Here is a 25674-nt window from a genome sequence, read left to right as displayed (position 1 = left end):
CTTGGCGTAGCCGAAACCCTGTCCCTTATGGATAATGGGCGGCATTCACAGGCAAGAGTGTCCGACATGCCTCGCCGTTTCTTTCAACGCTATATGCCCAGGCCCGATACGCTAAAGCGTCAGCGGTCGCTGCGTTTCATGGCGCCGCTGATTGCCGACCCGCGTTTGTGGCAACTGACGCGACGCAGCGTCGCCAATGCGTTCAGCGTGGGGCTTTTCTGCGCCATGCTGCCGATTCCTTGCCAAATGGTGGTAGCGGCCATAGGTGCTCGCTTCAGCCGCTGCAACCTTGCTCTTGCGGTGGGCCTGGTGTGGATTACCAACCCACTGACCATGCCGCTATTTTTTTACGGTAACTATTGGATTGGTACCTTTTTTCTGGATACGCCTGCACGTGAGGCGCCTTCCCGTCTTTCGACACAATGGCTGGCCGAACAAATGCATAACATCATGCCTGCCCTGCTGCTGGGCTCCCTGGTGTCAGCCCTGGTCCTGGCGGTAATGGCCAATATTGCCGTCCGCTTGATCTGGCGCTGGCACGTTTCCCATCACTGGAAGCGCCGCCGCCAAAAAAGGCGGCAGCGGCGGGCCCGTGTCGAAGCAGAATTCGACGATTAGGGCTGCTGTACGAGTTTTCCACCATCCAGTTTCATCATCCGATCCTGGTGCCCCGCCAGGCCAATGTCGTGGGTGACAATCACGAAGGCGCAGGCGCTTTCGCGCGCCAGCTCATCCATTAGCGCCAGAATCGTGGCGGCGGTGGTCTGGTCCAGATTCCCCGTAGGCTCATCCATTAATACCAAGCTGGGATCCGTGACCAGCGCGCGGGCAATGGCCACCCGCTGGCGCTCCCCGCCGGATAATTCACCCGGCTTATGATCGGCCCTGTCCTGCATACCCACCCGTGACAAAATCTGCATGGCGCGCTGCTCGGCCGTTTTTTTCGCTTGCCCGCGAATGATCAACGGCAGCGCGGCGTTTTCTACCGCCGTGAACTCTGCCAGCAAGTGGTGGAACTGATAGACAAAGCCGATATAACGGTTGCGAAAACGCCCCAGCGCCGTCTCATTCAGACCCGCCAGGGGTTGATCCGCGATCACGACATCGCCTTTAGTGGGCCGGTCCAATCCACCTAACAAATTTAGCAGTGTCGTCTTGCCCGACCCTGAGCTACCCACAATGGCAACGCGCTCGCCCGCATGCACTTGAAGGTCAAGGGTATCGAGGACGGTTAAATCCTGCGGCCCTTCACTGTAAGTGCGAGTCAACCCTTCGCATTTAAGCATTACAGGGGCTTGATTCGATGTCGTCTCAGACATGTTGGCATCCTTATTCATAGCGCAGCACATCCGCAGGCTGGACACTAGCGGCTCGCCAAGCCGGGTATAACGTTGATAAGAACGTCAACCCAAAGGCAGCCAGCACAATGTTTCGAACATCTTCAAAGTGTAAACGCGACGGCAAATCACTGATGAAGTAGACCCCTGCGTCGAGGAATTTAATATTCAAGAAACCCTCGACCCAGCCGATCAGATCGGAAATCGTCAAGGCGAGCAACACACCGACAGCGACGCCCACGGCAATCCCGATCAAGCCGATAGCCAACCCCTGCACGATAAAAATGCCCATGATCGAACGCGGCGTGGCACCAATGGTTCGCAGTATGGCGATGTCAGCCCGCTTGTCGGTGACGACCATGACCAGGGTTGACACAATATTAAAGGCGGCGACCGCAATGATGACCGTCAACAACAGCGCAATCATGCGTTTTTCCATCTGGATTGCCTGGAAAAGATTGCCCTGTGAATAGGTCCAGTCGCTGCCTCGATAGCCGGGACCCAGTTCATTGAGGATAGCCTGTGTTTCGCTACCGGCGACAAACAGGTCGTCCAGCTCAAGACGCAGCCCCCCGATCGCATCACCAAGACGACCAAGCGTCTGCATGTCCTCGATATTAGCGTAAGCTAAGTTAGCGTCAAGCTCAGCGCCAACGCTAAAGATACCGCTCACGGTGAAGCGTTTGAGACGCGGAAATACGCCCGCCGGGGTAATCGAGGCCTCAGGAACCAGCAAGGTCACTCGATCACCCACACCGACGCCCAGGCGTCGGGCCAACATCGACCCCAGCACCACGTTCCATTCGCCCGGCACCAGGTCACTTAACTCACCTCGTTGCATGTGGTCGCCAATAATCGATACCTTATCTTCCCAGTCGGGGTGGATACCGTTGACCATGGCGCCTTCATTGTTGCCGCCAACCGAGAACATGCCCTGCTGTTCGACATAGGGGGCGACCCCCTCAACGCGGTCACGCTGCATAATCCTTTCGGCCAGCGACTGCCACTCCACCATGCCATCACGGGCTTCGATTTTGGCATGCGGCACCATGCCCAGAATTCGGGTACGCAGCTCATGGTCAAACCCGTTCATTACCGACAGAACGAGAATCAGTACCGCCACGCCCAGCATCAGTCCCAGCATGGAGGTCAGCGATATAAACGAAATAAAATGGTTTCGGCGTTTAGCGCGCACGTAGCGCAGCCCCACCAAAAAAGGCAAACGATCAAGCATGGCGTCATTCCTTATAAGTCAGCGCTCATGGTACGGTTTTTTTAGCATCGCTGCATATGTATAAGCGGGCTTTAGAGGCACATCAGCCGCCAGCGTTCCCTCATGATTCTCTATACTTGCAACTTTTCGCGCCAGCCCCTACATTGCGCCGATTCGACTGGCGCCAGGCGCGCTCTCTTTTAACTTCGCTGCGAGCGGCTTTACGTTGATCACTTCGACCTACCGTTTATTACCCGAGTGGCATCCTCAAGATGGCATTCAACTCACCTGGCCACGCCCGGAGGGCGACTGGCAGGCGCTCCTGGGTGGCATTGAAGGCACACTTGAGCGTATTGTCGTCGCCGTGAGCCGCTATCAAAGAGTGCTCATCAGCGTGCCTGACAATGCCACGCGCACACGCCTGGCAGCGACATTCGACGCCTACGGGGTACCCGAAGGTCAGTTACTGTTGTGCGTCGCGCCCAGCAACGACACCTGGGCACGCGATCACGGGCCGATTACCGTCGCCGATGAAACGGGGGCGTTGCAACTGCTGGATTACACCTTTACCGGCTGGGGCGGTAAATTTCCTGCTGACCGCGATAACCAGTTGACCCACCGGCTTGCCGAGGAAGGCGTTTGGAACTGCTGTGTAAGCCGCCGCGAGCTAGTGTTGGAAGGAGGCGCGATTGAGACGGACGGCGACGGCACCTTGCTCACCACCGAGGCCTGCCTGCTTAATCCCAATCGCAACCCGCAGATGACGCGGCATCAACTGGAACAACAGCTTGAGAAAGACTTAGGGATAGATCGCGTGCTGTGGTTGGCCCATGGCCATCTGGAAGGCGACGACACGGATAGCCACATTGATACCCTGGCGCGTTTTTGCAACCCGACGACAATCGCCTATGTGCGCTGTGACGACCCGACGGATCCTCACTACCCAGCCCTGCAAGCGATGGAGCAGGAGCTGCAGGCGTTTCGGCAGCGTAATGGCGAGCCCTATCGGCTAATTCCGCTGCCCTGGCCTCAGGCCTGCTATGCACCCGAAGATGGTCGCCGCTTGCCAGCCACTTACGCCAATTTTTTGATCATCAATGGCGCTGTACTGGTACCCACCTACGGGGACCCCGCCGACGTTATCGCGCTGAACGCTCTGGCGGTCGCCTTTCCCGAACATACGCTTATTCCCATTGAGTGCAGTCACGTCATTCGCCAACACGGCAGCCTGCATTGTTTAACCATGCAGCTCCCCAGAGGCACGCTCGCCACTGCTCATCAGACCGCTGAGGAATCATCATGAAAAGCCCCGTCACCGTTGGCATCGTCCAACAGCAAGCCTGGCCCGATAAAACCCAAAGCCTGGATGCCAGTGAAGCGGGCATTCGCAACGCTGTGCAGCAAGGGGCTCAGCTGGTATTGCTCCAGGAATTGCATGCCACGCACTATTTCTGCCAGTACGAAGACCCTGCGGTGTTCGACCTGGCCGAGCCGCTGGACGGACCCACGGGCCAACGGCTCGCTGAATTGGCCCAGGAACTGGACATCGTACTCGTCGGCTCCCTGTTCGAGCGCCGGGCGCCCGGTCTTTATCACAATACCGCGGTGGTATATGACCGCGCCAAGGGCCGCGTGGGGCACTATCGCAAGATGCATATCCCCGACGACCCCGGGTTTTACGAGAAATTCTATTTCACCCCAGGCGATCACGACGCCGCGCGCAATGAGGGGTTCACTCCCATCGATACGTCGCTCGGCCGCCTGGGCGTGCTCGTCTGCTGGGACCAGTGGTACCCCGAAGCCGCGCGACTGATGGCTCTTGCCGGCGCCGAGTTGCTTCTCTACCCCACCGCCATCGGCTGGGATCCCAACGACGACGATGCCGAGAAGGCCCGTCAGCATAACGCCTGGACGCTCATCCAGCGCGCTCACGGTGTCGCCAATGGATTACCCGTGGTCGTCGCCAACCGCGTTGGCTTTGAGGCAGACCCGTCTACCGTGGGTGCGGGCATCCAGTTTTGGGGAGGCAGTTTTGTCTGTGGCCCGCAGGGTGAACTGCTGGCGAGCGCGGGAGAGACGACAGAACAGCTGGTCGTGGAGGTCGATATGGCACGCAGCGAGAACACGCGGCGTATCTGGCCTTACCTGCGTGACCGCCGTATCGATGCGTATGGCGAGCTGACCCGACGCTTCAGGGACTAGGCGCCTGATGCTCTTCTATTGTTAAGCAAAACGCCTGCCTGGGATTAACCAGACAGGCGTTTTTCATGCCCTGCTTACTTCCTTACTTCCAGAAATCGCGGATGGAGGCAATTCCCTGGGCACCAACGGCCCGGGCGTGATTGGCATCAAAACGCGTCATGCCGCCCAACGCAAAGACCGGCATGCCGGCGTGCTCCACCCACTGCTGAAAATCATGCCAGCCGATGGGGGCTACGTCGGGGTGCGACGGCGTGGTGCGCAACGGCGATAGCGAGACAAAGTCACAGCCTAGCGAGGCAGCCTGTTCCAACTGCTTGGGGTCATGGGTCGACGCCGATAGCCATTTATTTTCCGCAATTGGCCGACGTTCAAGCTGCATTAGACGCTCGCTGGTCAGGTGAATACCGTCGGCATCCACCTGATCGAGCAGCGACGGATCGCCATTGAGCAGCAAGCGAGCACCGACCTCATGGCAAAGGGCGAGTGCACGCTCAGCCCTTGCCACATAGGCCTCCGGCGTTAACTGCTTGGCACGTAGCTGCACCAGGCGAATACCATCTTCGCTCAACGCCCGGGTGAGTGACGCCTCAAAACGGGCTTCATCGGCTTCTTCACCGGTAATCAGGTATTCAGTCGGCAACATGACAGCCCGCAAGATAGGCAAATTTGCCGCCGGGAACGGGTAGTTCACCAGTTCCTCCATGGGGACCCAGCGAACGGCCTGGCCTTCGCGACCGAAAGGTTCACCGGCAAAGGCATGCACCTGCCAGACATCGAGCAGTATATGCTTATCCGAATACTCATGATGCACTCGGATTAATGGTTGCGCATTGACAATTTCGACACCCAGCTCTTCGTGTAACTCCCGCTTCAAGCCTTCCAACCCGGTTTCGTAGGGGGCCAGCTTGCCGCCGGGAAACTCCCATAACCCGCCGTGATCAACATTCGAAGGCCGCCTGGCAATTAACACCTGCTGCTTGTCAGCACTGATAATGGCAGCGGCTGCCACATGAACCCGTCGTTTAACCATGATATTCATTGCATCTCTATCCACTGTGTGCACACCCGCTGAGCGATAGTGGTGTTATATCGCTACGTTAAGATCTATTGACGTCGAGGGAGCGACGATAGTTTGTCGCTTAGCTACGATAATCAGCGTTGATCGATACATAGTCATGGGAGAGATCCGACGTCCACACTGTGGCACTATCGTCACCCCGCCCAAGACAAATGCGGATGGTAATCTCATCGTTGGCCATCACCTGGCTACCGGCTTCTTCCGTATACCCCGCCGCTCGACCGCCGTTTTCCACCAGGCGCACATCGCCAAGCTCGATGATGACCTTTTCAACGTCAAACGCATCGACTGGCGCACGACCAACGGCGGCAAGAATACGTCCCCAGTTGGCATCGGACGCATAGAGTGCCGTCTTGACCAACGGAGAGTGGGCAACGGTAAAGGCCACATCAAGCGCTTCCTGGCGGCTACGCGCCTGCTCGACCTGCAAGGTGACAAACTTGGTCGCACCTTCACCATCGCGAATAATGGACTGCGCCAATTCCGTCATTACCCGCTGCAAGCCGTTGCGGAATATCTCGATATGCGCATCGCTTTCAATACGCACCCCCGTGCCGGTTGCCGCCAGCATGCAGGCGTCATTGGTCGAGGTATCGCTGTCAACGGTAATACAGTTGAACGAGCGGTCGACCGTTTCGCGCAGCAAGCGATCCAGCAATGCCTGATCGATTCCCGCATCCGTCACTACAAAGCCCAACATGGTGGCCATGTTAGGCTTGATCATGCCCGAGCCCTTGGCGATCCCGTTGATGACAACCTCCCGGTTTCCGATCGCCAAGGTCACGCTCGCCCCCTTGGGACGTGTATCGGTGGTCAAAATACCTTCAGCCGCGTTTTGCCAAGCTTGACCATCGCTTGCCAAATCGCCAAGCGCCACAGGAATGCCGTCCAGAAAGCGTGCCATGGGCATTGGCTCGCCGATCACGCCCGTGGAAAACGGCAGCACGGCATAAGGATTGGCACCCACCTGCTCAGCAACTGACGTGCAGCTGTTCTGAGCGTCCTTAAGGCCTGTGTCGCCGGTGCCTGCATTGGCATTGCCCGTATTGATCAACCAGAAACGAGGGGCTTGACCGTTTTCAGCGCTACGCTGAAGATGCTCCTTTGCCACTTTAACCGGAGCGGCGCAGAAGGCATTACGGGTAAACACCCCCGCCACCGTCGAGGTCTCGGGCAACTCAATAACCACGACATCACGGCGGTCTGGCTTTTTTATCCCGGCCATGGCCGAACCCAAACGCACCCCGTCAAGGGTCGGCATAGAAGGGAAAGGCATCGATCCTACCGCCATGTAGTTCTCCTTAAACGTGGCTTTTGCACTTAATCGAGTTTACCGCAACACTGCTTATACTTTTTGCCTGATCCGCAAGGACAGGGGTCATTGCGCCCCACCTTGGGGCCCTCGCGACGAACGGGACGGCCGTCGGCGCCAGGCGCCTCTTTAGGCGCGTCGGTATCCCCGGCCGCGGCAGAGTCCGGGTCATCATGGCGACTGGCGGCAGTGGCTTTTTCACGTTCCAGCGCTTCACGACGCTTCTGCTCGAGGGCTTCCACTTCTTCCGGCTGGCGCACCTGTACATGGCTGAGAATCCGCGTCACGTCTGCCTTGATGTTAGTCAGCAATTGCTGAAAAAGCTCAAACGCTTCACGCTTGTATTCCTGCTTGGGATTTTTCTGCGCATAGCCACGCAGGTGAATACCGCGACGCAGGTGGTCCATGGATTGCAGGTGCTCTTTCCAACGGGTATCGAGAACCTGCAGCATCACCTGCTTTTCAAACCGGCGAATAAGCGCTTCACCGGCGGCGTCGATTTTCGCAGCGTAGGCTTCGCGGTGCATGGTGTGCAGGCGTTCACGCAGCTTCTCTTCGTTGAAGCGTTGATCCGCTTCTGCCCATTCGACCACCGGCGCATCCAGGTTGAACTCGGTTTTCAGGTGCGCTTCCAGGCCCGGCAGGTCCCATTGCTCCGCCAGGCTTTGCGGCGGAACAAAGTCGCTGATGGCGTCTTCCATGACTTCTTCATGGATACCCGCAACAGCGTCTGCCACGTTATCCGCCGCCAGGATATCGTTACGCTGCTGATAAATGACCCGACGCTGGTCGTTGGCCACATCATCGTATTCAAGGAGCTGTTTACGAATGTCGAAGTTGCGCCCCTCGACTTTTTTCTGCGCTCGCTCAACGGCATTGGAGACCATCTTGTGCTCGATGGCTTCGCCACGCTCCAGGCCCATCGCCTGCATCAGACGCTTGACGCGGTCAGAGCCGAACAGTCGCATCAAACTGTCTTCGAGGGACAGGAAGAAACGGGTGGACCCTGGGTCACCCTGGCGCCCGGCACGGCCGCGCAGCTGATTATCAATTCGCCGCGACTCGTGGCGCTCGGAGCCGATCACGTGCAAACCGCCGGCTTCCAGAACGGCGTCGTGACGCTCCTGCCATTCTGCTTTCAGGGCATCAATCTGCGCCTGGCTGGGCTGCTGCAGTTTGGCCACTTCAGCTTCCCAGTTACCACCCAGCACGATATCGGTACCCCGGCCCGCCATGTTGGTGGCGATCGTTACCGCCCCAGGACGCCCCGCCTGGGCAATGATCTCGGCTTCACTTTGGTGTTGCTTGGCATTGAGAACGTTGAACGCGAGTTTGGCCTCGCGCATCAGGTGCGCAATGTATTCGGAGGTTTCGATGGAGGCCGTACCCACCAGCACAGGGCGACCCGCCTCGGTCTGCACCTTGACATCCTGAATGATGGCTTCGTACTTCTCTTCCGCGCTCAGGTAGACCAGGTCATTGAGGTCTTTACGCGTCAACGGCCGATTGGTGGGAATCACCACCACATCAAGCCCATAAATCTGGCGGAATTCAAAGGCCTCGGTATCGGCCGTCCCGGTCATACCGGCGAGCTTGTCGTAGAGGCGGAAGTAGTTCTGAAAGGTGGTCGAGGCCAGGGTCTGGCTCTCGCGCTGAACCGTGACGCCTTCTTTCGCTTCGACAGCCTGGTGCAGACCCTCGGACCAACGCCGCCCCGGCATGGAACGGCCGGTGTGTTCGTCAACGATCACCACCTGATCGTCGGCGACCATATAGTCCACGTCGAGATGGTAAAGATGACGAGCCCGCAACGCCGAGTGCATGTGCTGGAGCAGGTTGAGGTTTTGAGCCGCGTAGAGGGAGTCATCTTCCCCCAGCAGCCCCTCCTCACGCATGAGCGCTTCGACCTTGTTGTGGCCCTGCTCGGTCAGCTCGACCTGTTTTTGCTTTTCCTCGAGGACGAAATCCCCCGTGACCGGCGTTTCGTCGTCCTCGGACTTTTCGCCTTTTTCCAACTGCTGCGACAGGCGATCAACCACTTTGTAAAGGTCGGTATTCTCGTCGACAGCGCCTGAAATAATCAGCGGCGTACGGGCTTCATCGATCAGGATCGAATCCACCTCATCGACAATCGCGTAGTGCAAGTCACGCTGGACTTTATCTTCAAGCGAAAAGGCCATGTTATCGCGCAGATAGTCAAAGCCAAATTCGTTGTTAGTGCCGTAGGTAATATCACAGTGATACGCATGACGCTTTTCAGCGCTGGTCTGACCACTGAAAATAACCCCGACAGTGAGCCCTAAAAACTCATAAAGCGGGCGCATCCATTCAGCGTCACGGCGGGCCAGGTAATCATTCACTGTCACGACGTGAACGCCTTTCGCCGGTAGCGCATTCAAGTAAACGGCGAGGGTCGCCACCAGGGTCTTACCCTCGCCGGTTTTCATTTCGGCGATACGGCCGCGATGCAGGGTGATCCCGCCGACCATCTGCACATCAAAGTGACGCATCCCCATGACGCGTTTGCTGGCTTCACGGACCATCGCGAAGGCTTGCGGCATTAAGCTGTCCAGCGACTCACCGTCCGCCAGTCGCTGACGCAGTGTCGCCGTTGTGCCCTGCAGTTCAGCATCGCTTAATGCCTCGAACTCACTTTCCAACGCATTAACGTGCTGCACGCTTTTGAGCATGCGTTTCACATCACGGTCATTTTTTGAACCGACGACCTTACGTAATAAATTATTGATCATGTAGTTTCCAACTAACCGCGAGCGCCCTTGACAGGGCCACCCCGTTCCATAAATGAAGAAGGTTGACTGATTTTTCAGCGGTAAAACGGGGAATTCTGAGGGGGGCCACGACGGCTGAACACATCATGTGCGGCCACTAGCACACTAACAAACCGCTTGAATGCGAAAGGTCTAGGTGATGTTAAGGGCTTCAACACGACCCAGAAGCGCCGCATAGCGTGACGCCGGGTTGCCATCAAGCGTGTCCGTGCGCGCAAGACGGCAGGCACCCAAATACACGCCACGACGCTGCGCTCACCACCCCGCAGCGCTTCTGCATAGGTCAGGTTAGTCGGCAATAAACAGCCGACCAACAGGCCTGCCAGCCACCAGCGCGCCAGACTATGGCGACGCTGACGCCGAGGCAATACCGAGGCAATGTTCAACGCTTGCGACATGCTGTGGACAAACTCCTGAGCGTGTTAGGCTTTAAGGATCGGGCAACCTGACGTGTGCCCGACATCACCTTTGCCAGAAAGCATCTACATAAGGCACCTATGTAAAGGTAAAGTCCCCATGCATAGGGCAATAAGCGATACCTTAGGAATCAAGCGTATGAGTATAAAGGTTAAGCGATCTCAGGCCCAGCCCATCAGCCGTCTGATGGGCAAGTCGGGCGATATCGGCAAGCTTATGCGCCTCTCAGCACTTATTGATCAGGCACAACGGCATTTGCAGGCCCACTTGCCCGAGGCAATGCGTGAGCATATTTATGTTGGCGGATTCCGAGACGGACGCTTGACATTGATTAGCGGCCAGGCCCAATGGCTAACTTGGCTGCGCTACGAACAGGACCGCTTGCTAAGCCTTATTCATCAGTTGCCGGGATTCGAGGGCGTCACCGGATTTACCTTCAAGGTGCGTCCTGTAAGGACCATCCAGCCACCTTTACGCAATACCCGCTCTCTGTCGCGTTCAGCCGGCAATACGCTCAGCCAATGTGCCGAAGACACCGACCACCCTGCCCTCAAGCGGGCCTTGGAACGACTGGCCTCCCACGCACCGGATGAAGCCAGCAACGAACCCAGCCATGAAGACTGACCCACAAAACAAAACGCACCGCCATGGCGGTGCGTTTTTCGAGCAGTCAATCAGGCGAACAAGACTGACTACGCCATGGCAGGTGCCGAGTAGGAAATCGGCGCCACGGCCTGCTCTTCTTCAAAGGTGACAATTTCATAGGCATCGGGCTGAGCCAGTAACTCGCGACATAATTGATTGTTCAATGCGTGACCCGACTTTACGCCGCGGAACTCGCCAATCAGGCTATGACCTAGCTGGTACAGATCACCAATGGCATCCAGCACCTTGTGCTTGACGAACTCGTCTTCGTAGCGCAACCCGCCCTCATTGACGATTCGATAGTCATCGACAACGATGGCATTATCCAGGCTTCCACCTAATGCCAGGTTGTTCGAGCGCAAGAATTCGAGATCGCGCATAAACCCGAAGGTACGCGCACGGGAGACTTCTTTAACGAAGGAGGTCGTCGAAAAGTCGATCAGTGCCGTTTGCTTTTGCTGGTCGAACACCGGGTGATCAAAGTCGATGGCAAAAGAAACCTTGAACCCCTGATGCGGCAGGAAGGTCGCTTCTTTATCGTCTTCTGTCACGCTGATCGGACGCTTGATACGAATAAATTTCTTGGCTGCTTCCTGCTCCAGAATACCCGCCGATTGAATCAGGAAGACAAACGGGCTTGCACTGCCATCCATGATAGGCACTTCTGGGGCGCTAACATCGACATACGCATTATCGATGCCCAATCCAGCAAACGCCGACATCAAATGCTCGACAGTCGCGACTTTGACACCCTGATAGCTGAGTGCAGTACACAGCTTGGTATCTTCAACCAACGCTGCGCGGGCAGGCACCTGGGCCATTGGCTCCAGGTCCGTTCTGACAAACACAATCCCCGTATTAGCGGGCGCCGGACGCAAAGCCAGATGAACTTTTTTACCCGAGTGTAAACCCACTCCGGTGGCACGAATGATATTTTGTAAGGTGCGTTGTCTGATCATGGGCAGTGGTCGAACTCTAATAACGGGGATAACCGCAAGGGATGAAAGTTATCAAACAGTGTTCACTTTAACAGCAAACGAGAGTTTTGACCAATAAAACTCTCGTTTGGCGGTAGCATGAACCTGATAGCTTGTATCAATCCGCTTGGCGGCGAAGAAACGCGGGGATGTCCAGGTAGTCGTCAGCATCCGCAGCGCGACGCTTTTCAGGGCGTGCAGGTGTGCTTTCGGCAGCTTCGGCACGGCTGCTTGCCTGCTGGCGCATTACCGTCGGCTGTTGCAGCTTGCGGTAATCTGCAGAGGTTTCCGCCGTCCGGCGAGCCGGCTCGCGGGTAGCCGCTTTAGGCTGACCACCATCCAGGCCTGCCGCCACCACCGTTACACGCAGCTCGTCTGACATTTCCATATCAATGGAAGTTCCCACGACGATCGTCGCTTCCTGGGAGGCAAATTCCTGAACCGTGGCGCCCACGTCGTTGAATTCGCCAATCGATAGATCAGGACCTGCCGTGATATTGACCAGAATGCCGCGGGCGCCGTGCAGATCGATATCTTCCAGCAGCGGGCTGCGGATAGCCTTTTCAGCGGCTTCGCGGGCGCGGTTTTCACCTGTCGCACCGCCGGTGCCCATCATCGCCATGCCCATCTCGGACATCACCGTGCGCACGTCGGCAAAGTCGACGTTGATAATGCCCGGGCTCGTAATCAGCTCGGCAATGCCCTGGACAGCCCCCAGCAGCACATCGTTGGCTGCGCTAAAGGCGGTCAACAAGGTGGCATTTTTGCCTAGAACAGAGAGCAGCTTTTCGTTGGGAATGGTGATCAACGAATCCACATGCTCCGAGAGCTCTTTCATGCCCTCTTCTGCCGCGCGCATCCGCTTGGGCCCTTCAAAGGGGAAGGGGCGCGTCACCACCGCCACCGTCAGGATACCCAATTCCTTGGCCACCTGCGCGACGACAGGCGCACCACCGGTACCTGTACCACCGCCCATACCAGCGGTGATAAAGACCATGTCAGCGCCATTGAGAAGCTCAGCGATACGCTCACGATCTTCCATCGCCGCCTGACGGCCGACATCCGGATTAGCTCCCGCACCCAGGCCTTTGGTGATTTCACCCCCAAGCTGCAGAACCGTCTTAGCGGATACCCGCTTTAATGCCTGAGCATCGGTGTTGGCGCAGATGAACTCGACGCCTTCGATGTTGCTTTCGACCATGTGGTTAACTGCGTTGCCACCACCGCCGCCAACGCCAACCACTTTGATGACCGCACTGCTCGAGGGTGCGCTATCTACCAATTCGAACATAAGCCCCGTCTCCTGAACCGCGCTTGCGGCCCTGTCAGAAATTTCCTTTGAACCAGCCTTTGATTCTTGCCAGCGCTGCACTGCCATCCTTGACGTCACGCCGGGAGACGTCAGTACGCCCCTTGTGCACAGGGATGACTCCCCGTTGACTTTCTCGACCATGCCCATGGCGGGATTCCTGCAGTGCATAATGCAGTAAACCCACACCCGTTGCATAGATAGGGTTGCGTACTACGTCTGACAACCCTTTGACATTTTGTGGACACGCAATGCGAACGGGCATATGAAAAATCTCTTCAGCCAGCTCGCCCACGCCTTCCATACGTGACGTACCGCCCGTCAGCACAATACCGGCAGCGACCATGTCCTCATAGCCGCTGCGACGCAGCTCGTCTCTGACCAGCGTAAACAGTTCCTCATAGCGTGGCTCCACTACTTCGGCCAGGGCTTGCCGGGAAAGGTCCCGAGCCGGCCTGTCACCTACGCTAGGTACCTTGATCATTTCGTCGCTTGCCGCTAACTGAGTCAGCGCGCAAGCGTACTTTACCTTGATCTCTTCAGCGTGCTGTGTCGGGGTCCGCAACGCCATCGCAATATCGTTGGTGACCTGATCGCCGGCAATAGGAATCACCGCCGTATGGCGAATAGCACCTTCGGTGAAAATCGCCATATCGGTCGTTCCTCCACCGATATCGACCATGCAGACACCCAGCTCGCGTTCGTCCTCGGTCAGCACGGCCATGCTGGACGCCAGTTGCTCGAGGATAATGGCATCTACATCCAGACCACAGCGGCGTACACACTTTTCAATGTTCTGTACCGCATTGAGGGCGGCGGTTACCAAATGAACCTGCGCCTCAAGGCGAACCCCCGACATACCCAAGGGCTCGCGAATACCGCCTTGAGCGTCGATTGAAAACTCCTGGGGCAGCACATGCAGAACGCGCTGCCCTTCTGAAACAGCGCGCGCGCGCGCCGAGTCAATCACTCGTTCGATATCCGAGGGCGTCACTTCACGCTCTTTGATGGCCACCACACCATCGGAATTCATCGATTTGATGTGGCTGCCAGCCACGCCGACATAGACAGAATGAATGTCGCAGCCTGCCATCAGTTCGGCTTCTTCAACGGCGCGCTGGATTGATTGCACGGTCGACTCAATATTAATAACCACGCCGCGCTTCATGCCCCGCGAAGGATGCGAGCCAATACCTGCAATTTCAATTCCACCGTCGTCGGTCGGCTGACCGACGATCGCGACGACCTTGGACGTTCCAATGTCCAGCCCGACCACCATGTTGGATGCGTTGGGTGAGCCTGCCATGAGTCGGGAAATCTCCTTGTCGCCTTAAATAAAAAAACAATTAACGTTCAATTCTACTTGGGCACTAGTTAATAAGAGTGCCAACTTGTGTCTTTGCGATGCTGAGCAGTGAGCTAACTTAATCGGCAATATTAACATTTATAATTCACGATTGGCTCATAGTATAGAAACAATCAGCGCATTACGACTAGTCAATTATCACAATAGTCGCCATCAAAGCGAAATAAAACCCCATTCGCGCGGTTTTCATCGACAGCGACTGCTTACTTTACACCGTTAAACGATGTTTCATCGACGCGTTACTCTTCTTGCACATCAAATTCACTTTCTCCGTGCCAAGCCACCGCCACCCCATTGGGGTAGCGTAAATCGATATAACGGATGCGTTCGCTTAAACGACTCAATTCCCGCTGCCAGGAAGCGCTTAAACGCGCCAGCCGCACTTGATGTTGACGACGCCCCAACATTACCCAGGTGCTATCATTTAACTGTAACCGCCAAGCGCCACGCGGCTCTAATCGTAACTGCGTTAACCGTAGATTCAGCCCTGCGAAATGCGGGGTTAATTGGTGGTAATAATCCAACACTTCTTTACTGCTACCAGCGGGGCCTGCCATATCGGGCAAGCCCTTGGGCGCTTCCATCGGGGCGAATGCAAAAGCTTCGCCTTCTGCGTTAAGCAGAAAGTCGTCATTCCAGCGGGCCACCGGGGTTTGTTCAATCAGCTCAAATACCAGCGCATTGGGCCATTCACGTGTTATGCGCACTTCATTCAACCAACCTATGCGCAATGCCTGTTGCCTTAACGCCCCCAGATCAGCAGATAACCACTGAGTGTCCTCAACGACAGGTGCCAACTGGGTCCGTAGATAATCAGCATCGACGTAGTCCCAGTCGCCCCGAATAGAGACACGCTCAATGGGGCGATCAAGCCACAGCCATAGCGCCTGTCCACCTGCCACCAACAGCAGACCCAACATCAAAGCACCCAACCAGGCCTGGCGTTTTTTCATGAGGCGCTCTTGTGACCGGCCGTTTGCAGGATACGCATCACCAACTGATCAAAATCCATACCGGCATGGGCAGCCGATTGGGGCACAAGGCTGTGGTCGGTCATCCCGGGCACGGTATTGACTTCGAGTAACCAAAAGCGCCCTTCACTGTCACGCATCACGTCAACGCGCCCCCAACCCTGCCCACCCACGGCGGCAAATGCCTGTTGGCAGAGCGCTGCCAGCGCAGACTCGTCCTCTTGCGACAGACCGCACGGCAGATGATATTGCGTCGTATCGGTTAAATATTTGGCTTCATAGTCGTAAAAGCCACCCGGCACTTCAACGCGAATGGCGGGGAGCACCTGATCGTCTAACAGACTCACCGTGTATTCATCGCCTTGGATGAATCGCTCTGCCATGACCCGCGCGTCGAAACGGGCGGCATCATGATAGGCGGCTTCCAGGGCTACCTGATCGTCGACAATGTTGATGCCAAGCGTCGAACCCTCGTGGACGGGTTTGACGATCAGCGGCAAGCCAAGCTGCGCGACAACCCCAGCCCAGTCAGAGTCTGCATGCAGCATGATGCTTTCCGGCGTTGGCAACGCCAGCGCATGCCAAACCTGCTTGGTTCGTTGCTTATCCATACCCAATGCCGACGCCAGGACACCACTGCCCGTATAGGGAATGCCCAATAGCTCAAGCGCCCCTTGCAGCGTACCGTCTTCCCCGCCACGGCCGTGCAGCGCGACAAAAACGGCGGTTGGCGCCAGCTTTTCCAGACCGACCAACCCGCCCTCGCGCGGGTCGTAACCCTGGACATTAACGCCCTGACGCTCCAGCGCCGCAATAATCGCGGCGCCGCTCTTCAATGACACTTCACGCTCGGCAGACTGACCGCCATAGATGACGACAACACGCTCAAGCGATAGGGGTTCAGAGTTGAGTCCGCTCACAGGTCTACCTCATTTAACGCCAACTGGGCTTGCGCCAGGCGCAGCGAGATACCGCCGACATCCCCGGCGCCCTGGGTAATCAAAATGTCGCCGGGGCGCAGCACGTGACTTAGCAGGTTAGGCAATTCGTGTTTATGCTCGACAAATAGCGGATCGACCTCGCCACGCTGACGAATCGAACCCGCCAGCGTACGGCCTTCTGCCCCGGGAATCACCGCTTCACCAGCGCTATAAACGTCCAACAGCACGAGCGTGTCCACCTGGGAGAGCACCCGGACAAAATCCTCGTATAAATCGCGCGTCCGGCTATAACGATGCGGCTGATAAAGCATCACCAGACGCCGCTCAGGCCACCCCGCCCGAACCGCCTGAATGACCATATCCACTTCCCGAGGATGATGACCATAATCATCCACCAGCATGACGTCACCGCCCGTCGGGCTGGGGTAATGGCCATGCACCTGAAAGCGGCGCCCTACCCCAGCAAAGCTCGCCAGGGCGCGCGTGATCGCCTCATCACTGACACCCGCATCGGTGGCCACCACGATGGCCGCCATCGCGTTCAATGCGTTGTGACGTCCCGGCATGGCCAGTCGTATGGGTAGCGGGTCGGCATCACCTGGACGCAATGCGGTAAACGATACCTCGCCCCCTTGCTGCTCAAAATCGGTGATTCGGTAGTCGGCATCCGCGTCGAACCCGTAGGTGACGAACTGACGTTTCACCTGGTCACAGAGCTCGCGCACATTGGCATCGTCCGTGCAAAGCACCGCCAGCCCGTAGAAAGGCAGATTATGAAGAAATTCGACAAACGTGCTTTTAAGACGCGAGAAGTCACCACCGTAAGTTGCCATGTGGTCGGCATCGATATTGGTAACGATGGAGACCATGGGCTGCAGGTGCAGAAATGACGCATCGGATTCATCGGCCTCGGCCACCAGATAATCACCCTCACCCAGCCTTGCATTGGCACCCGCGCTGGTCAGCTTGCCACCAATCACAAACGTCGGGTCAAGGCCGCCCTCGGCCAGTATCGTTGCCGTCAAACTGGTGGTCGTGGTTTTGCCATGGGTACCGGCCACCGCGATGCCGTGGCGAAAGCGCATCAGTTCGGCGAGCATTTCAGCGCGGCGCACCACCGGTACGCGATGATCGTTGGCCCAGCGAATTTCTGGATTCGTCGGATCGATGGCGCTCGATACCACCACGACATCCGCCCCCGACACGTGTGCCTCAGCGTGACCGATCGATATACTGACACCACACTGGCTCAAACGCTCGGTAACCGGCGAAGGTTTCAAATCGCTGCCGCTGACAGCGTAGCCCTGGTTGGCTAGCACCTCCGCGATGCCGCACATACCTGCACCGCCGATGCCAACAAAATGAATGCGCCGAATGCGGCGCATGCCGCGACCAGTGGGGGCGGTCGTTGCTGATGCCGCCTTGGTTACAGAGTGGGTCACACAGTCTCTCCTTGCGGTATCACAGCCAGACACCCGTCGGCCAGGCGCTGGGTTGCTTCCAAGTAGGCAGCCTGGCGTGCATTAGCGGCCATCGCCGCCAGGGTGTCAGGCGTTAATAAATTTGCCAATTCATGGCTAAGGCGCTCGGCGGTCAGCTCGGACTGAACGATGCACAGTGCCGCCTTTGCCTCGACAAGCACCTGGGCATTGACGCGTTGGTGATCATCTACCGCGAAAGGGAAAGGCACCAGCAAGGCTGGCTTGGCCGCTGCCGCCAGCTCCGCAACGGTCAATGCCCCGGCACGGCAAACCACTAGATCGGCCCAGTCATAAGCCGCCGCCATGTCATCAATAAATGGTTCTACACGCGCCTCGACGTCCTGCTCGGCATACAGAGCCGCGGTATCAGCATCACGCGCCTTGCCGGCCTGATGCCATATAGCCGGCCGCTGCGCAGCCGCCAGACGGGCGATCGCTCCGGGCAGTCGCTCGTTAAGGGCAACAGCGCCCAGTGAACCACCGACGACCAACAGGCGTAGAGGACGGTCTGTCATGGTCGCCGAATCGCGCGGATGATCGCCCAAGGAGGCAATATCCTCGCGGACCGGATTGCCAATCACTTCCGCCCGTTGGCCAAAGGCCTGCGGAAAAGCCGCATAGGTGCGGGTAGCCAGGCGCGACAACACCCTGTTCGTCAATCCCGCCACCGCGTTCTGCTCATGAATCACCAGCGGAATGCCCAATGTCCTGGCGGCCAGGCCGCCAGGACCACTGGCAAAACCACCCAACCCAACCACAACCTGAGGTTTGAATGCTGCCATGACACGGCGGGACTGACGTACCGCGCGGCTCAGGTTCAAAGGTGCCTTCAGCCAGCCTGTCAGACCATTACCGCGCAGCCCTGAAATAGCAATGGTATGCAGAGTGATACCCGCGTCGGGCACCAGCCGGTTTTCAATGCCTTTCGGACTACCCAGCCACTCAACTTCGACACCCTGAGCCATCAGAGCGCGCGCCAACGATAAAGCAGGCATCACGTGGCCCCCGGTTCCTCCTGCCATGATGAGCGCTCGGCGCGCTGGCTGTGTCACAGGCAACTCCTTAAGCTTGATTATGAGAGGCGTGGTTCACGACGCGGGCGATAGGGCGTCGAGGCACGTTTTGGCTGTTGGCGCGTTTCCACATCGGTGCGCAACAACAAACCGATCATGACGCCGGTCACCAGCAAGCTGGAACCGCCATAGCTCATCAGTGGCAGCGTCAATCCTTTGGTTGGCAGCAGCCCAGAGCTTACCGCCATGTTGATAAACGCCTGAGCCGCAATGATGAAACCAATACCATAGCTGACATAAGCGCCAAACAGATGCCCTGACAGCTCAGCTCGACGCCCTACCAACATGGCCCGGGCAATCAACAGCGTAAATAACACCACCACTGTGATGGCGCCCAACATCCCCAACTCTTCGGCGACCACTGCAAAAATAAAATCGGTATGCGCCTCGGGGAGGTAATGCAACTTCTGCACGCTGTTGCCAAGCCCGGTACCGGTGACATGACCACGGCCAAAGGCAATCAGTGCCTGGGTCAGCTGATACCCCGTCGCGAACTGATCGGCCCATGGGTCCAAAAAACTGGTCCAGCGAGCCAGCCGGTAGGGTTCAAGCGCCACCATCATCACCGCACCCGTCGCCAACAGGCTGCCACTACCAATCAATAAAGTTAGCGACGCCCCCGCCATCATCAGCATACCAATCACGCACGCTGCAAATACCACCATACCGCCAAAATCGGGCGCTAAAAATAACAGCCCGGCCGGCACGGCCAATACGGCCAGTGGCCGCCATATGCTGAATGGCTTGCGTCTGAGGTCGTAAGCAAAGCGTGACATGAAAGCTGCCATATAAAGAATCAAGCCAATCTTGGCGAGCTCGGATACCTGCAGGCTAGGCAATGGGCCGGGCAGTGCAATCCAGCGTTTGCTGCCGTTGATTTCCTGACCGATGAACAGAACCAGTGTCAGAAGGAAAATATTGACAAGCAGAATCAGACTGGCGTTTTGACGCCAGACCTCCAGCGGAAGACACAACATCACCAGGCATGCCGCTATGCCGAGCAGCAAGAACACACCATGCTGCTGTGCATAGTGATAGCTGTCATCGACCAACCCGATAGAGGCCGAACTCACCATCACCCAGCCGAAACCCGCTAGCGCCACCGCCACCACGATCAACCAGACGTCACAGGGCGCCCCTTGGGTAGACAGTTTTTGGCGTAGATCCTGGAATCGCTTCATGACGTTGCCTCGCTGGAGAATCGTGCCTTTTGCTCTACCCATTGACGAAAGGCATCGCCTCTTGCCTGGTAATTGACGAATTGGTCCAGACTCGCACAGGCCGGCGACAGCAGCACACAATCACCGGGTTTCGCAAGCGCATATGCTTCTTGCATGGCATGCTCCAGCCCTTCCACCAGACGCGTCTCGACGTGGTCAGCCAACGCCTCATCCAGCCGCAATGCATCTTGGCCGAACAAGATAACGCAGCGTGCGCTGGCGCTTAATGGCGCCGCCAGGGGAGAAAAATCGGCCCCCTTCCCCACCCCGCCTGCCAGCAATATCAACCGACCTGTTAAGCTGGCGCTAATGCCTTCAATGGCCGCAAGGGTCGCTCCCACATTGGTACCCTTGCTATCGTTCACCCATTTAACGCCGTCGAGTTCAACGATTAGCTCGCTGCGATGGGGCAATCCCTTAAAGCCCTTTAATGCCTCGCACATGGCCGTTTGATCAAACCCCAATGCGTCCCCCATGGCCAGGGCGGCCAACCCGTTAACGTAATGATGCTGGCCTACCATCGCCAATTGATCGGCGGCAAGCCAAGGCGCTTTCCCCTTCATCAGGGTTAACTGCCCCTGCTCTATCGCCAACCCAAAATCACGACTGCCTGGCGCCTGATTGCCAAAGCGAGTCAGCGTGGCAACCGGCTCGTTGGGAAACGTCATGGGATCATCGGCATTGACAACAGCATGCTGGGCACCGTGAAAAATGGCTTGCTTGGCACGACAATAGCCTTGCATATCGCCATGTCGGTCCAGGTGATCTTCCGATAAATTTAAAAAGGCGGCTACCGCCGCCCCAAGGCGGGGGGTGGTTTCGAGCTGAAAACTGGAAAGCTCAAGGATGAATAGCTCAGCGTCAGGCTGTTGCGCCAATAGATCCAGTGCCGGGGTGCCGAGATTACCGCCAACAGCGGCGTTGACACCTGACACCTGGGCCATCTGCCCGAGCAGGGTTGTCACGCTTGACTTGGCATTCGAGCCGGTAATCGCGGCAATGGGGGCAGATGCTGCACGCACAAAAAGGGCCATTTCGCCGACCAGCCGGGGCTCGCCAGTACGGGGGTTCATCTGCGCCGCCAGCGGCGCTAAGGTCGGATGATGGGGGTCGACACCCGGGCTCACCACGACTTCTTCCACCGCGTCAATATCCAGGACCTCGAGGGGGCCGCAATGAACGACCACGTCAGGATGGGCGCTGTGGAACGCAGCCATTTCAGGTGGTTCCTCGCGGGTGTCCGCCACCATGAACGACACGCCCTGTCGCGCCAAGTGGCGACATATCGCCCGCCCCGAGATTCCCAGCCCCACGACGAGCGTTATTCCTGGTGGAACATGAACCATCCCGGCTCCCTCACACCGACCCATGTCTGGCCCGGCCGCATTGAAAATGAAAAAACTTAACGGACTTTCAGCGTGGCTAGACCCAGCAACACCAGTACCACGGTAATGATCCAGAAGCGCACGATCACCCGCGGCTCTGGCCAGCCTTTCAGCTCATAGTGGTGATGTAGAGGCGCCATTCGGAAAATCCGGCGTCCAGTAAGCTTGTAGGAACCAACCTGCAAAATGACCGAGACGGTCTCCAGAACGAAAATACCGCCCATGATGAACAACACGATTTCCTGGCGGACAATAACGGCGACGACGCCAAGCGCAGCGCCCAGTGCGAGCGCTCCCACGTCGCCCATAAAGACTTGTGCAGGGTAGGTATTGAACCAAAGAAAACCCAATCCAGCGCCCGCTATCGTGGCGCAAAAAACAGCCAGCTCTCCGGTGCCCAGAATAAACGGGATATGCAGATAATCAGCGAAAAGTGCGTTGCCGCTGGCATAGGCAAAAATCGCCAGCCCCATCGCCACCAGCACCGTCGGCATGATAGCCAGGCCATCCAGGCCATCGGTCAGGTTGACGGCATTGGAGCTACCGACAATCACCAGATAGGTTAGCAGGATATAAAAAACACCCAGAGGAATCGCGACGTCTTTCAACGTCGGTATCAACAAGCTGGTCTCGACCGCCGAGGCTGCGGTAAAGTAAAGAATCAGTGCCGCACTCAAGCCGACCACTGATTGCCAGAAATATTTCCAGCGTGCCGGTAAACCCCGAGGATTTTTCTCGACCACCTTGCGGTAATCATCTATCCAGCCAATCGCGCCAAACCCCAGTGTCACGCCTAGCACGACCCATACGTAGTGATTGGTCAGGTCCCCCCACATCAAGGTGCTGATGGCCATGGCCATCAGAATCATCGCCCCTCCCATGGTCGGCGTGCCGGCTTTTGAGAGGTGTGATTGCGGACCGTCATCACGCACGGCCTGGCCAATTTGCCCTTCGACCAGCCGCCTTATCACCCAGGGCCCTAGCCATAAGCACAGAAACAAGGCTGTCAGGGCGGCTAAAATCACCCGTAAGGTTAAATAGTTAAAGACTTGAAAGGCAGATTGATACTGCGACAGAAAATTCGCCAAGTGAAGTAACATGAACGGCGTTTACCTTATCTTATCCGTGCGCAGGGCGGTGACAACTTGTTCCATGCCTGCGCTGCGCGACCCTTTTACCAGCAGGCTGGCATTGGGCGGCAACGTATTATGAAGATGACGCACAAGCGTCGCGTGATCATTAAAATTCAACCCACCATCAAAGGCATCGCTGGCCGGCTTGGCCACTTCCCCCAGCGTTAACAGAAGATCAACACCCAACTGGGCCGCATACCGGCCGATATCAGCATGAAAAGCGTTGGAGTCGCTACCCAGTTCCCCCATTGCCCCCAAGGCACACCAACGTGGCCCAGGAAGGCTCATCAACGTATCCAGCGCGGCTTTTACAGCGCCAGGGTTGGCGTTATAGCTATCATCAAGCACGTTTGCACCACGTAAGCCGGGTAGCACACCCAGCCGGTTAGGCAGTGCGGACAAGCACGCCAGACGCTCGATCACCTGCGCCGACGACACGCCCAGGGAGAGCGCCGCCGCCGCCGCCGCAAGCGCATTACTCACATTATGCTTGCCCAGCAGCGGTAAATGCACCCGCCCAAGGGATTGGCCTTGATAGTTAAGCGTGAAAGCATAACGCCCTTGGGAGTCACAGGAAAGCGCTTCGGCCCAGATATCGGCCGGTGCCTTGATGCTGAAGCTGATGACACGACGCGGCGCAGCACAGGCCGCCCAGTAGGCATAATAGTGATCGTCGCGATTTAGAACCGCCACGCCATCGTCCGCCAAACCGCTCAGCACTTCGCCCTTGGCCTGGGCAATCTGCCCCATACCGCCGAACTCGCCGACATGAGCACCGGTCACATTGGTAATAACGGCGACCTGAGGCCGAGCCAGACGCGTCGTCCAGGCAATTTCCCCCAGATGATTGGCCCCCAACTCGACTACCGCCGCCTGGTGCCCTGGCGTCAACGCCAGCAAGGTTAACGGCGCCCCAATGTCATTGTTGAGGTTCCCCTGGGTGGAATGAACCGCGCCCAGCGGTGCCAGCAAGGCGGCCGTCATGTCTTTTACCGTCGTTTTGCCGCTGTTGCCGGTCACCGCTACCAGCGGGCCTTGCCAGGCTTCGCGCGCGGCGGCTGACAGCAGCCCCAACCCCAGACGGGTATCAGGACACACCAATTGTGGCAGCGGACTCTTCACTGGCGTTTGCACCACAGCCGCAGCCGCGCCCGCCTGCTGTGCCTCGGCCAATAGATCATGACCGTCAAACCGTGGCCCATTGAGGGCGACAAAGAGCCCTCCCGCCACCATCTTGCGTGTATCGGTGACAACAGTACTGATGGGCATGTCCGCCAAGGATGGCGGCACTTCAACAGCGAGCGCCGCCGCCACGTGACCGAGGGTCCAGTCCATCTAGAGCGCCTCCCGAGCGGCCAGTGCGGACTGTACGGCCTCACCATCATGGTAGGGGTAGCGCACCCCTTTGATTTCCTGATAGGGCTCGTGACCTTTACCCGCCACCAGAATGACATCATCAGGGTTGGCGTGACGGACCGCATAAGCAATCGCCTCGCCTCGCTCGGCTATTTCCAACGGCTGAGCCTTCTGAGTGAAGCCTGCCAGAATGTCGGCGCGTATACTGTCGGCAGACTCACCCCGGGGATTATCATCGGTCACGATCACGCCATCCGCATGCGCTTCTGCCACACGCGCCATCTCGGCGCGCTTGCCGGTATCACGTTCACCGCCACAGCCGAACACGCACCATAATTTGCCCGCATGCCCATCAAGGGCGCGCAGTGCATTATCAAGCGCATCCGGCGTATGGGCATAATCGATCACCACACTGGGAGAGCCTGCCTGGCGGTAGCACTCCATGCGTCCTGGTACCGGGCTAAGCGACTCTGCCGCCTCAAACAGTGAATCCAGTGACTCGCCCAAACCGTATAGCGTTGCCATGGCCAGCAGCACGTTATCCAGATTAAAGCGACCCATCAGTGACAGCGACAGTGTTTTTTCACCATCCGGCGTGGCGATCAGTGCCTGCTGGCCTTCACTATGCGGATTCCAGCCCACCACGCGCAGCGTGACGGCCTCTTCTGTGCCTGTCGCCAGGACGCGCACATGGCTATCGCAGCCGGCCAACATCAGACGAACGAGCGGGTCATCACCGTTCATCACGGCAAGGGCAAGCTCAGTACGTCTGAATAACTTGGCCTTGGCAGCCGCATAGGCAGCCATACTGCCGTGATAATCCAGATGATCACGGCTCAAATTGGTGAACACGCCGGTCGTGATATCAACGCTATCCAGCCGCGATTGATCAAGGGCATGGGATGACACTTCCAGCGCCACACGCTTGACACCTTGACGAGCCAACCCGCCCAGCGCCGCATGCATGGCAAGTGCGCCGGGCGTTGTCAGCCCGGTATCGCTCAGCGCGCCCAACCGGCCTACGCCCAAGGTGCCGATGACGCCAGCCGGTGTACCCAGTGCATCGCTTAACGCGGCAATGTAGTGCGTCACCGAGCTTTTCCCATTAGTTCCCGTGACCCCGATGACTTCAGGGCCTTGAGGCAATTGAAAAAGCGCGCGCCCAAGCTCCCCAAGCCGTCGCGTCAGATAAGGTAACTGCAGAACACGGCCATTGAGCGTGATCTCACCATCGCTTGCATGTGCAAGCACCAGGCCCGCACCTGCTTCAAGGGCGCTATCAATAAAATCGCGACCGTCTAGCCGTCCACCTGGAACGGCCACAAAAATATCGCCAGGGCCGATCTGGCGAGAATCGCTGGTAATATTGATATTGTCGGACAACGATGGCAGCGAGGCGGGCAGCCCACCGGCTGGCCACACCTTGGTGAGCGCTTGTATCACCTCATTCGGGCTGAGCGTCATGCAAT

At 57.5% G+C, this 25674-nt stretch carries 22 protein-coding genes; 4 read left to right on the top strand and 18 right to left on the bottom strand.

Features of this window, described 5'->3' with window-relative positions:
* The first annotated feature begins 66 nt into the window (after positions 1–66).
* A complete protein-coding gene (locus tag R3F64_RS00905; RefSeq protein ID WP_199283452.1) occupies positions 67–618 on the top strand; it encodes a DUF2062 domain-containing protein in 552 nt (183 codons plus the stop codon).
* Here R3F64_RS00905 and R3F64_RS00900 read toward each other — a convergent pair.
* Positions 615–1319 (bottom strand): ABC transporter ATP-binding protein, encoded by a 705-nt coding sequence (locus tag R3F64_RS00900; RefSeq protein WP_085918027.1) that lies wholly within the window; start codon positions 1317–1319, stop codon positions 615–617. The genes R3F64_RS00905 and R3F64_RS00900 overlap by 4 nt on opposite strands.
* Positions 1320–1329: 10 nt before the next feature.
* On the bottom strand, positions 1330–2571 hold the full coding sequence (locus R3F64_RS00895; RefSeq protein WP_332609210.1) for a lipoprotein-releasing ABC transporter permease subunit: 1242 nt from the start codon (positions 2569–2571) through the stop codon (positions 1330–1332).
* A 205-nt stretch (positions 2572–2776) separates the two neighbouring features.
* On the opposite strand from R3F64_RS00895, the gene R3F64_RS00890 reads away from it, so the two are divergent.
* Complete coding sequence (locus R3F64_RS00890; RefSeq protein WP_332609208.1) at positions 2777–3853, top strand: agmatine deiminase family protein; 1077 nt, start codon at positions 2777–2779, stop codon at positions 3851–3853.
* Positions 3850–4752, top strand: a complete 903-nt coding sequence (locus tag R3F64_RS00885) for a carbon-nitrogen hydrolase (protein ID WP_332609207.1) — start codon at positions 3850–3852, stop codon at positions 4750–4752. Before R3F64_RS00890 ends, R3F64_RS00885 begins: the two co-directional genes overlap by 4 nt.
* A gap of 82 nt (positions 4753–4834) precedes the next feature.
* Here the strand turns inward: R3F64_RS00885 and R3F64_RS00880 are convergent, their stop codons facing one another.
* From R3F64_RS00880 to R3F64_RS00865, 4 genes are all read right to left on the bottom strand, one after another.
* A complete protein-coding gene (locus tag R3F64_RS00880; protein ID WP_233337222.1) occupies positions 4835–5791 on the bottom strand; it encodes a Nudix family hydrolase in 957 nt (318 codons plus the stop codon).
* A 100-nt stretch (positions 5792–5891) separates the two neighbouring features.
* Positions 5892–7121 (bottom strand): bifunctional glutamate N-acetyltransferase/amino-acid acetyltransferase ArgJ, encoded by a 1230-nt coding sequence (argJ, locus tag R3F64_RS00875; protein WP_332609204.1) that lies wholly within the window; start codon positions 7119–7121, stop codon positions 5892–5894.
* Positions 7122–7150: 29 nt separating this feature from the next.
* Positions 7151–9892, bottom strand: a complete 2742-nt coding sequence (secA, locus tag R3F64_RS00870; RefSeq protein WP_264823279.1) for a preprotein translocase subunit SecA — start codon at positions 9890–9892, stop codon at positions 7151–7153.
* A 74-nt stretch (positions 9893–9966) separates the two neighbouring features.
* A complete protein-coding gene (locus tag R3F64_RS00865; protein ID WP_332609200.1) occupies positions 9967–10329 on the bottom strand; it encodes a hypothetical protein in 363 nt (120 codons plus the stop codon).
* Between the two features lie 157 nt (positions 10330–10486).
* Here R3F64_RS00865 and R3F64_RS00860 point away from each other — a divergent pair, with 157 nt between their 5' ends.
* The gene (locus tag R3F64_RS00860) at positions 10487–10972 is read left to right on the top strand and encodes a DUF721 domain-containing protein (protein ID WP_085918021.1); all 486 of its coding nucleotides are present in this window, start codon (positions 10487–10489) and stop codon (positions 10970–10972) included.
* A gap of 68 nt (positions 10973–11040) precedes the next feature.
* Here R3F64_RS00860 and lpxC read toward each other — a convergent pair whose 3' ends face one another.
* From lpxC to R3F64_RS00800, 12 genes are all read right to left on the bottom strand, one after another.
* A complete protein-coding gene (gene lpxC, locus R3F64_RS00855) occupies positions 11041–11952 on the bottom strand; it encodes a UDP-3-O-acyl-N-acetylglucosamine deacetylase (protein ID WP_253021803.1) in 912 nt (303 codons plus the stop codon).
* A gap of 136 nt (positions 11953–12088) precedes the next feature.
* Entirely contained in the window at positions 12089–13261 is a 1173-nt protein-coding gene (ftsZ, locus tag R3F64_RS00850) for a cell division protein FtsZ (RefSeq protein WP_085918019.1), read from the bottom strand.
* A 34-nt stretch (positions 13262–13295) separates the two neighbouring features.
* Positions 13296–14585, bottom strand: a complete 1290-nt coding sequence (gene ftsA / locus R3F64_RS00845; protein ID WP_066321059.1) for a cell division protein FtsA — start codon at positions 14583–14585, stop codon at positions 13296–13298.
* 299 nt (positions 14586–14884) lie between these two features.
* Positions 14885–15598 (bottom strand): cell division protein FtsQ/DivIB, encoded by a 714-nt coding sequence (locus tag R3F64_RS00840; RefSeq protein WP_085918018.1) that lies wholly within the window; start codon positions 15596–15598, stop codon positions 14885–14887.
* Complete coding sequence (locus R3F64_RS00835; RefSeq protein WP_332609193.1) at positions 15595–16536, bottom strand: D-alanine--D-alanine ligase; 942 nt, start codon at positions 16534–16536, stop codon at positions 15595–15597. The genes R3F64_RS00840 and R3F64_RS00835 overlap by 4 nt, the downstream gene beginning before the upstream one ends.
* Positions 16533–17942 carry a UDP-N-acetylmuramate--L-alanine ligase gene (gene murC / locus R3F64_RS00830; RefSeq protein WP_199285464.1) on the bottom strand — a complete coding sequence of 470 codons (1410 nt, stop codon included), beginning with the start codon at positions 17940–17942 and terminating at the stop codon, positions 16533–16535. Before murC ends, R3F64_RS00835 begins: the two co-directional genes overlap by 4 nt.
* Positions 17943–17995: 53 nt before the next feature.
* Entirely contained in the window at positions 17996–19090 is a 1095-nt protein-coding gene (murG, locus tag R3F64_RS00825; RefSeq protein ID WP_268901478.1) for an undecaprenyldiphospho-muramoylpentapeptide beta-N-acetylglucosaminyltransferase, read from the bottom strand.
* 20 nt (positions 19091–19110) lie between these two features.
* Complete coding sequence (ftsW, locus tag R3F64_RS00820) at positions 19111–20292, bottom strand: putative lipid II flippase FtsW (RefSeq protein ID WP_085918015.1); 1182 nt, start codon at positions 20290–20292, stop codon at positions 19111–19113.
* Positions 20289–21677, bottom strand: a complete 1389-nt coding sequence (murD, locus tag R3F64_RS00815) for a UDP-N-acetylmuramoyl-L-alanine--D-glutamate ligase (protein WP_085918014.1) — start codon at positions 21675–21677, stop codon at positions 20289–20291. Before murD ends, ftsW begins: the two co-directional genes overlap by 4 nt.
* 56 nt (positions 21678–21733) lie before the next feature.
* Positions 21734–22816, bottom strand: a complete 1083-nt coding sequence (mraY, locus tag R3F64_RS00810; protein WP_085918013.1) for a phospho-N-acetylmuramoyl-pentapeptide-transferase — start codon at positions 22814–22816, stop codon at positions 21734–21736.
* A 9-nt stretch (positions 22817–22825) separates the two neighbouring features.
* On the bottom strand, positions 22826–24184 hold the full coding sequence (locus R3F64_RS00805) for a UDP-N-acetylmuramoyl-tripeptide--D-alanyl-D-alanine ligase (protein WP_332609189.1): 1359 nt from the start codon (positions 24182–24184) through the stop codon (positions 22826–22828).
* The gene (locus R3F64_RS00800) at positions 24185–25669 is read right to left on the bottom strand and encodes a UDP-N-acetylmuramoyl-L-alanyl-D-glutamate--2,6-diaminopimelate ligase (protein WP_264823284.1); all 1485 of its coding nucleotides are present in this window, start codon (positions 25667–25669) and stop codon (positions 24185–24187) included.
* Positions 25670–25674: the final 5 nt, after the last annotated feature.

Origin of the sequence: Halomonas sp. 5021 (assembly GCF_036663435.1) — a bacterium.
Classification (GTDB): domain Bacteria; phylum Pseudomonadota; class Gammaproteobacteria; order Pseudomonadales; family Halomonadaceae; genus Vreelandella; species Vreelandella janggokensis.
The sequence above is the reverse complement of the archived record's forward strand: the minus strand, read 5'-3'. Positions and strand labels throughout refer to the sequence as shown.

What these genes read in the sequence shown, in the direction of transcription:
- R3F64_RS00905 (WP_199283452.1), top strand. Translation starts at nt 67, where the DNA reads ATGCCTCGCCGTTTCTTTCAACGCTATATGCCCAGGCCCGATACGCTA.
- R3F64_RS00900 (WP_085918027.1), bottom strand. Translation starts at nt 1,319, where the DNA reads ATGTCTGAGACGACATCGAATCAAGCCCCTGTAATGCTTAAATGCGAA.
- R3F64_RS00895 (WP_332609210.1), bottom strand. Translation starts at nt 2,571, where the DNA reads ATGCTTGATCGTTTGCCTTTTTTGGTGGGGCTGCGCTACGTGCGCGCT.
- R3F64_RS00885 (WP_332609207.1), top strand. Translation starts at nt 3,850, where the DNA reads ATGAAAAGCCCCGTCACCGTTGGCATCGTCCAACAGCAAGCCTGGCCC.
- R3F64_RS00880 (WP_233337222.1), bottom strand. Translation starts at nt 5,791, where the DNA reads ATGAATATCATGGTTAAACGACGGGTTCATGTGGCAGCCGCTGCCATT.
- argJ (WP_332609204.1), bottom strand. Translation starts at nt 7,121, where the DNA reads ATGGCGGTAGGATCGATGCCTTTCCCTTCTATGCCGACCCTTGACGGG.
- secA (WP_264823279.1), bottom strand. Translation starts at nt 9,892, where the DNA reads ATGATCAATAATTTATTACGTAAGGTCGTCGGTTCAAAAAATGACCGT.
- R3F64_RS00865 (WP_332609200.1), bottom strand. Translation starts at nt 10,329, where the DNA reads ATGTCGCAAGCGTTGAACATTGCCTCGGTATTGCCTCGGCGTCAGCGT.
- R3F64_RS00860 (WP_085918021.1), top strand. Translation starts at nt 10,487, where the DNA reads ATGAGTATAAAGGTTAAGCGATCTCAGGCCCAGCCCATCAGCCGTCTG.
- lpxC (WP_253021803.1), bottom strand. Translation starts at nt 11,952, where the DNA reads ATGATCAGACAACGCACCTTACAAAATATCATTCGTGCCACCGGAGTG.
- ftsZ (WP_085918019.1), bottom strand. Translation starts at nt 13,261, where the DNA reads ATGTTCGAATTGGTAGATAGCGCACCCTCGAGCAGTGCGGTCATCAAA.
- ftsA (WP_066321059.1), bottom strand. Translation starts at nt 14,585, where the DNA reads ATGGCAGGCTCACCCAACGCATCCAACATGGTGGTCGGGCTGGACATT.
- R3F64_RS00840 (WP_085918018.1), bottom strand. Translation starts at nt 15,598, where the DNA reads ATGAAAAAACGCCAGGCCTGGTTGGGTGCTTTGATGTTGGGTCTGCTG.
- murC (WP_199285464.1), bottom strand. Translation starts at nt 17,942, where the DNA reads ATGCGCCGCATTCGGCGCATTCATTTTGTTGGCATCGGCGGTGCAGGT.
- ftsW (WP_085918015.1), bottom strand. Translation starts at nt 20,292, where the DNA reads ATGAAGCGATTCCAGGATCTACGCCAAAAACTGTCTACCCAAGGGGCG.
- murD (WP_085918014.1), bottom strand. Translation starts at nt 21,677, where the DNA reads ATGGTTCATGTTCCACCAGGAATAACGCTCGTCGTGGGGCTGGGAATC.
- mraY (WP_085918013.1), bottom strand. Translation starts at nt 22,816, where the DNA reads ATGTTACTTCACTTGGCGAATTTTCTGTCGCAGTATCAATCTGCCTTT.
- R3F64_RS00805 (WP_332609189.1), bottom strand. Translation starts at nt 24,184, where the DNA reads ATGGACTGGACCCTCGGTCACGTGGCGGCGGCGCTCGCTGTTGAAGTG.
- R3F64_RS00800 (WP_264823284.1), bottom strand. Translation starts at nt 25,669, where the DNA reads ATGACGCTCAGCCCGAATGAGGTGATACAAGCGCTCACCAAGGTGTGG.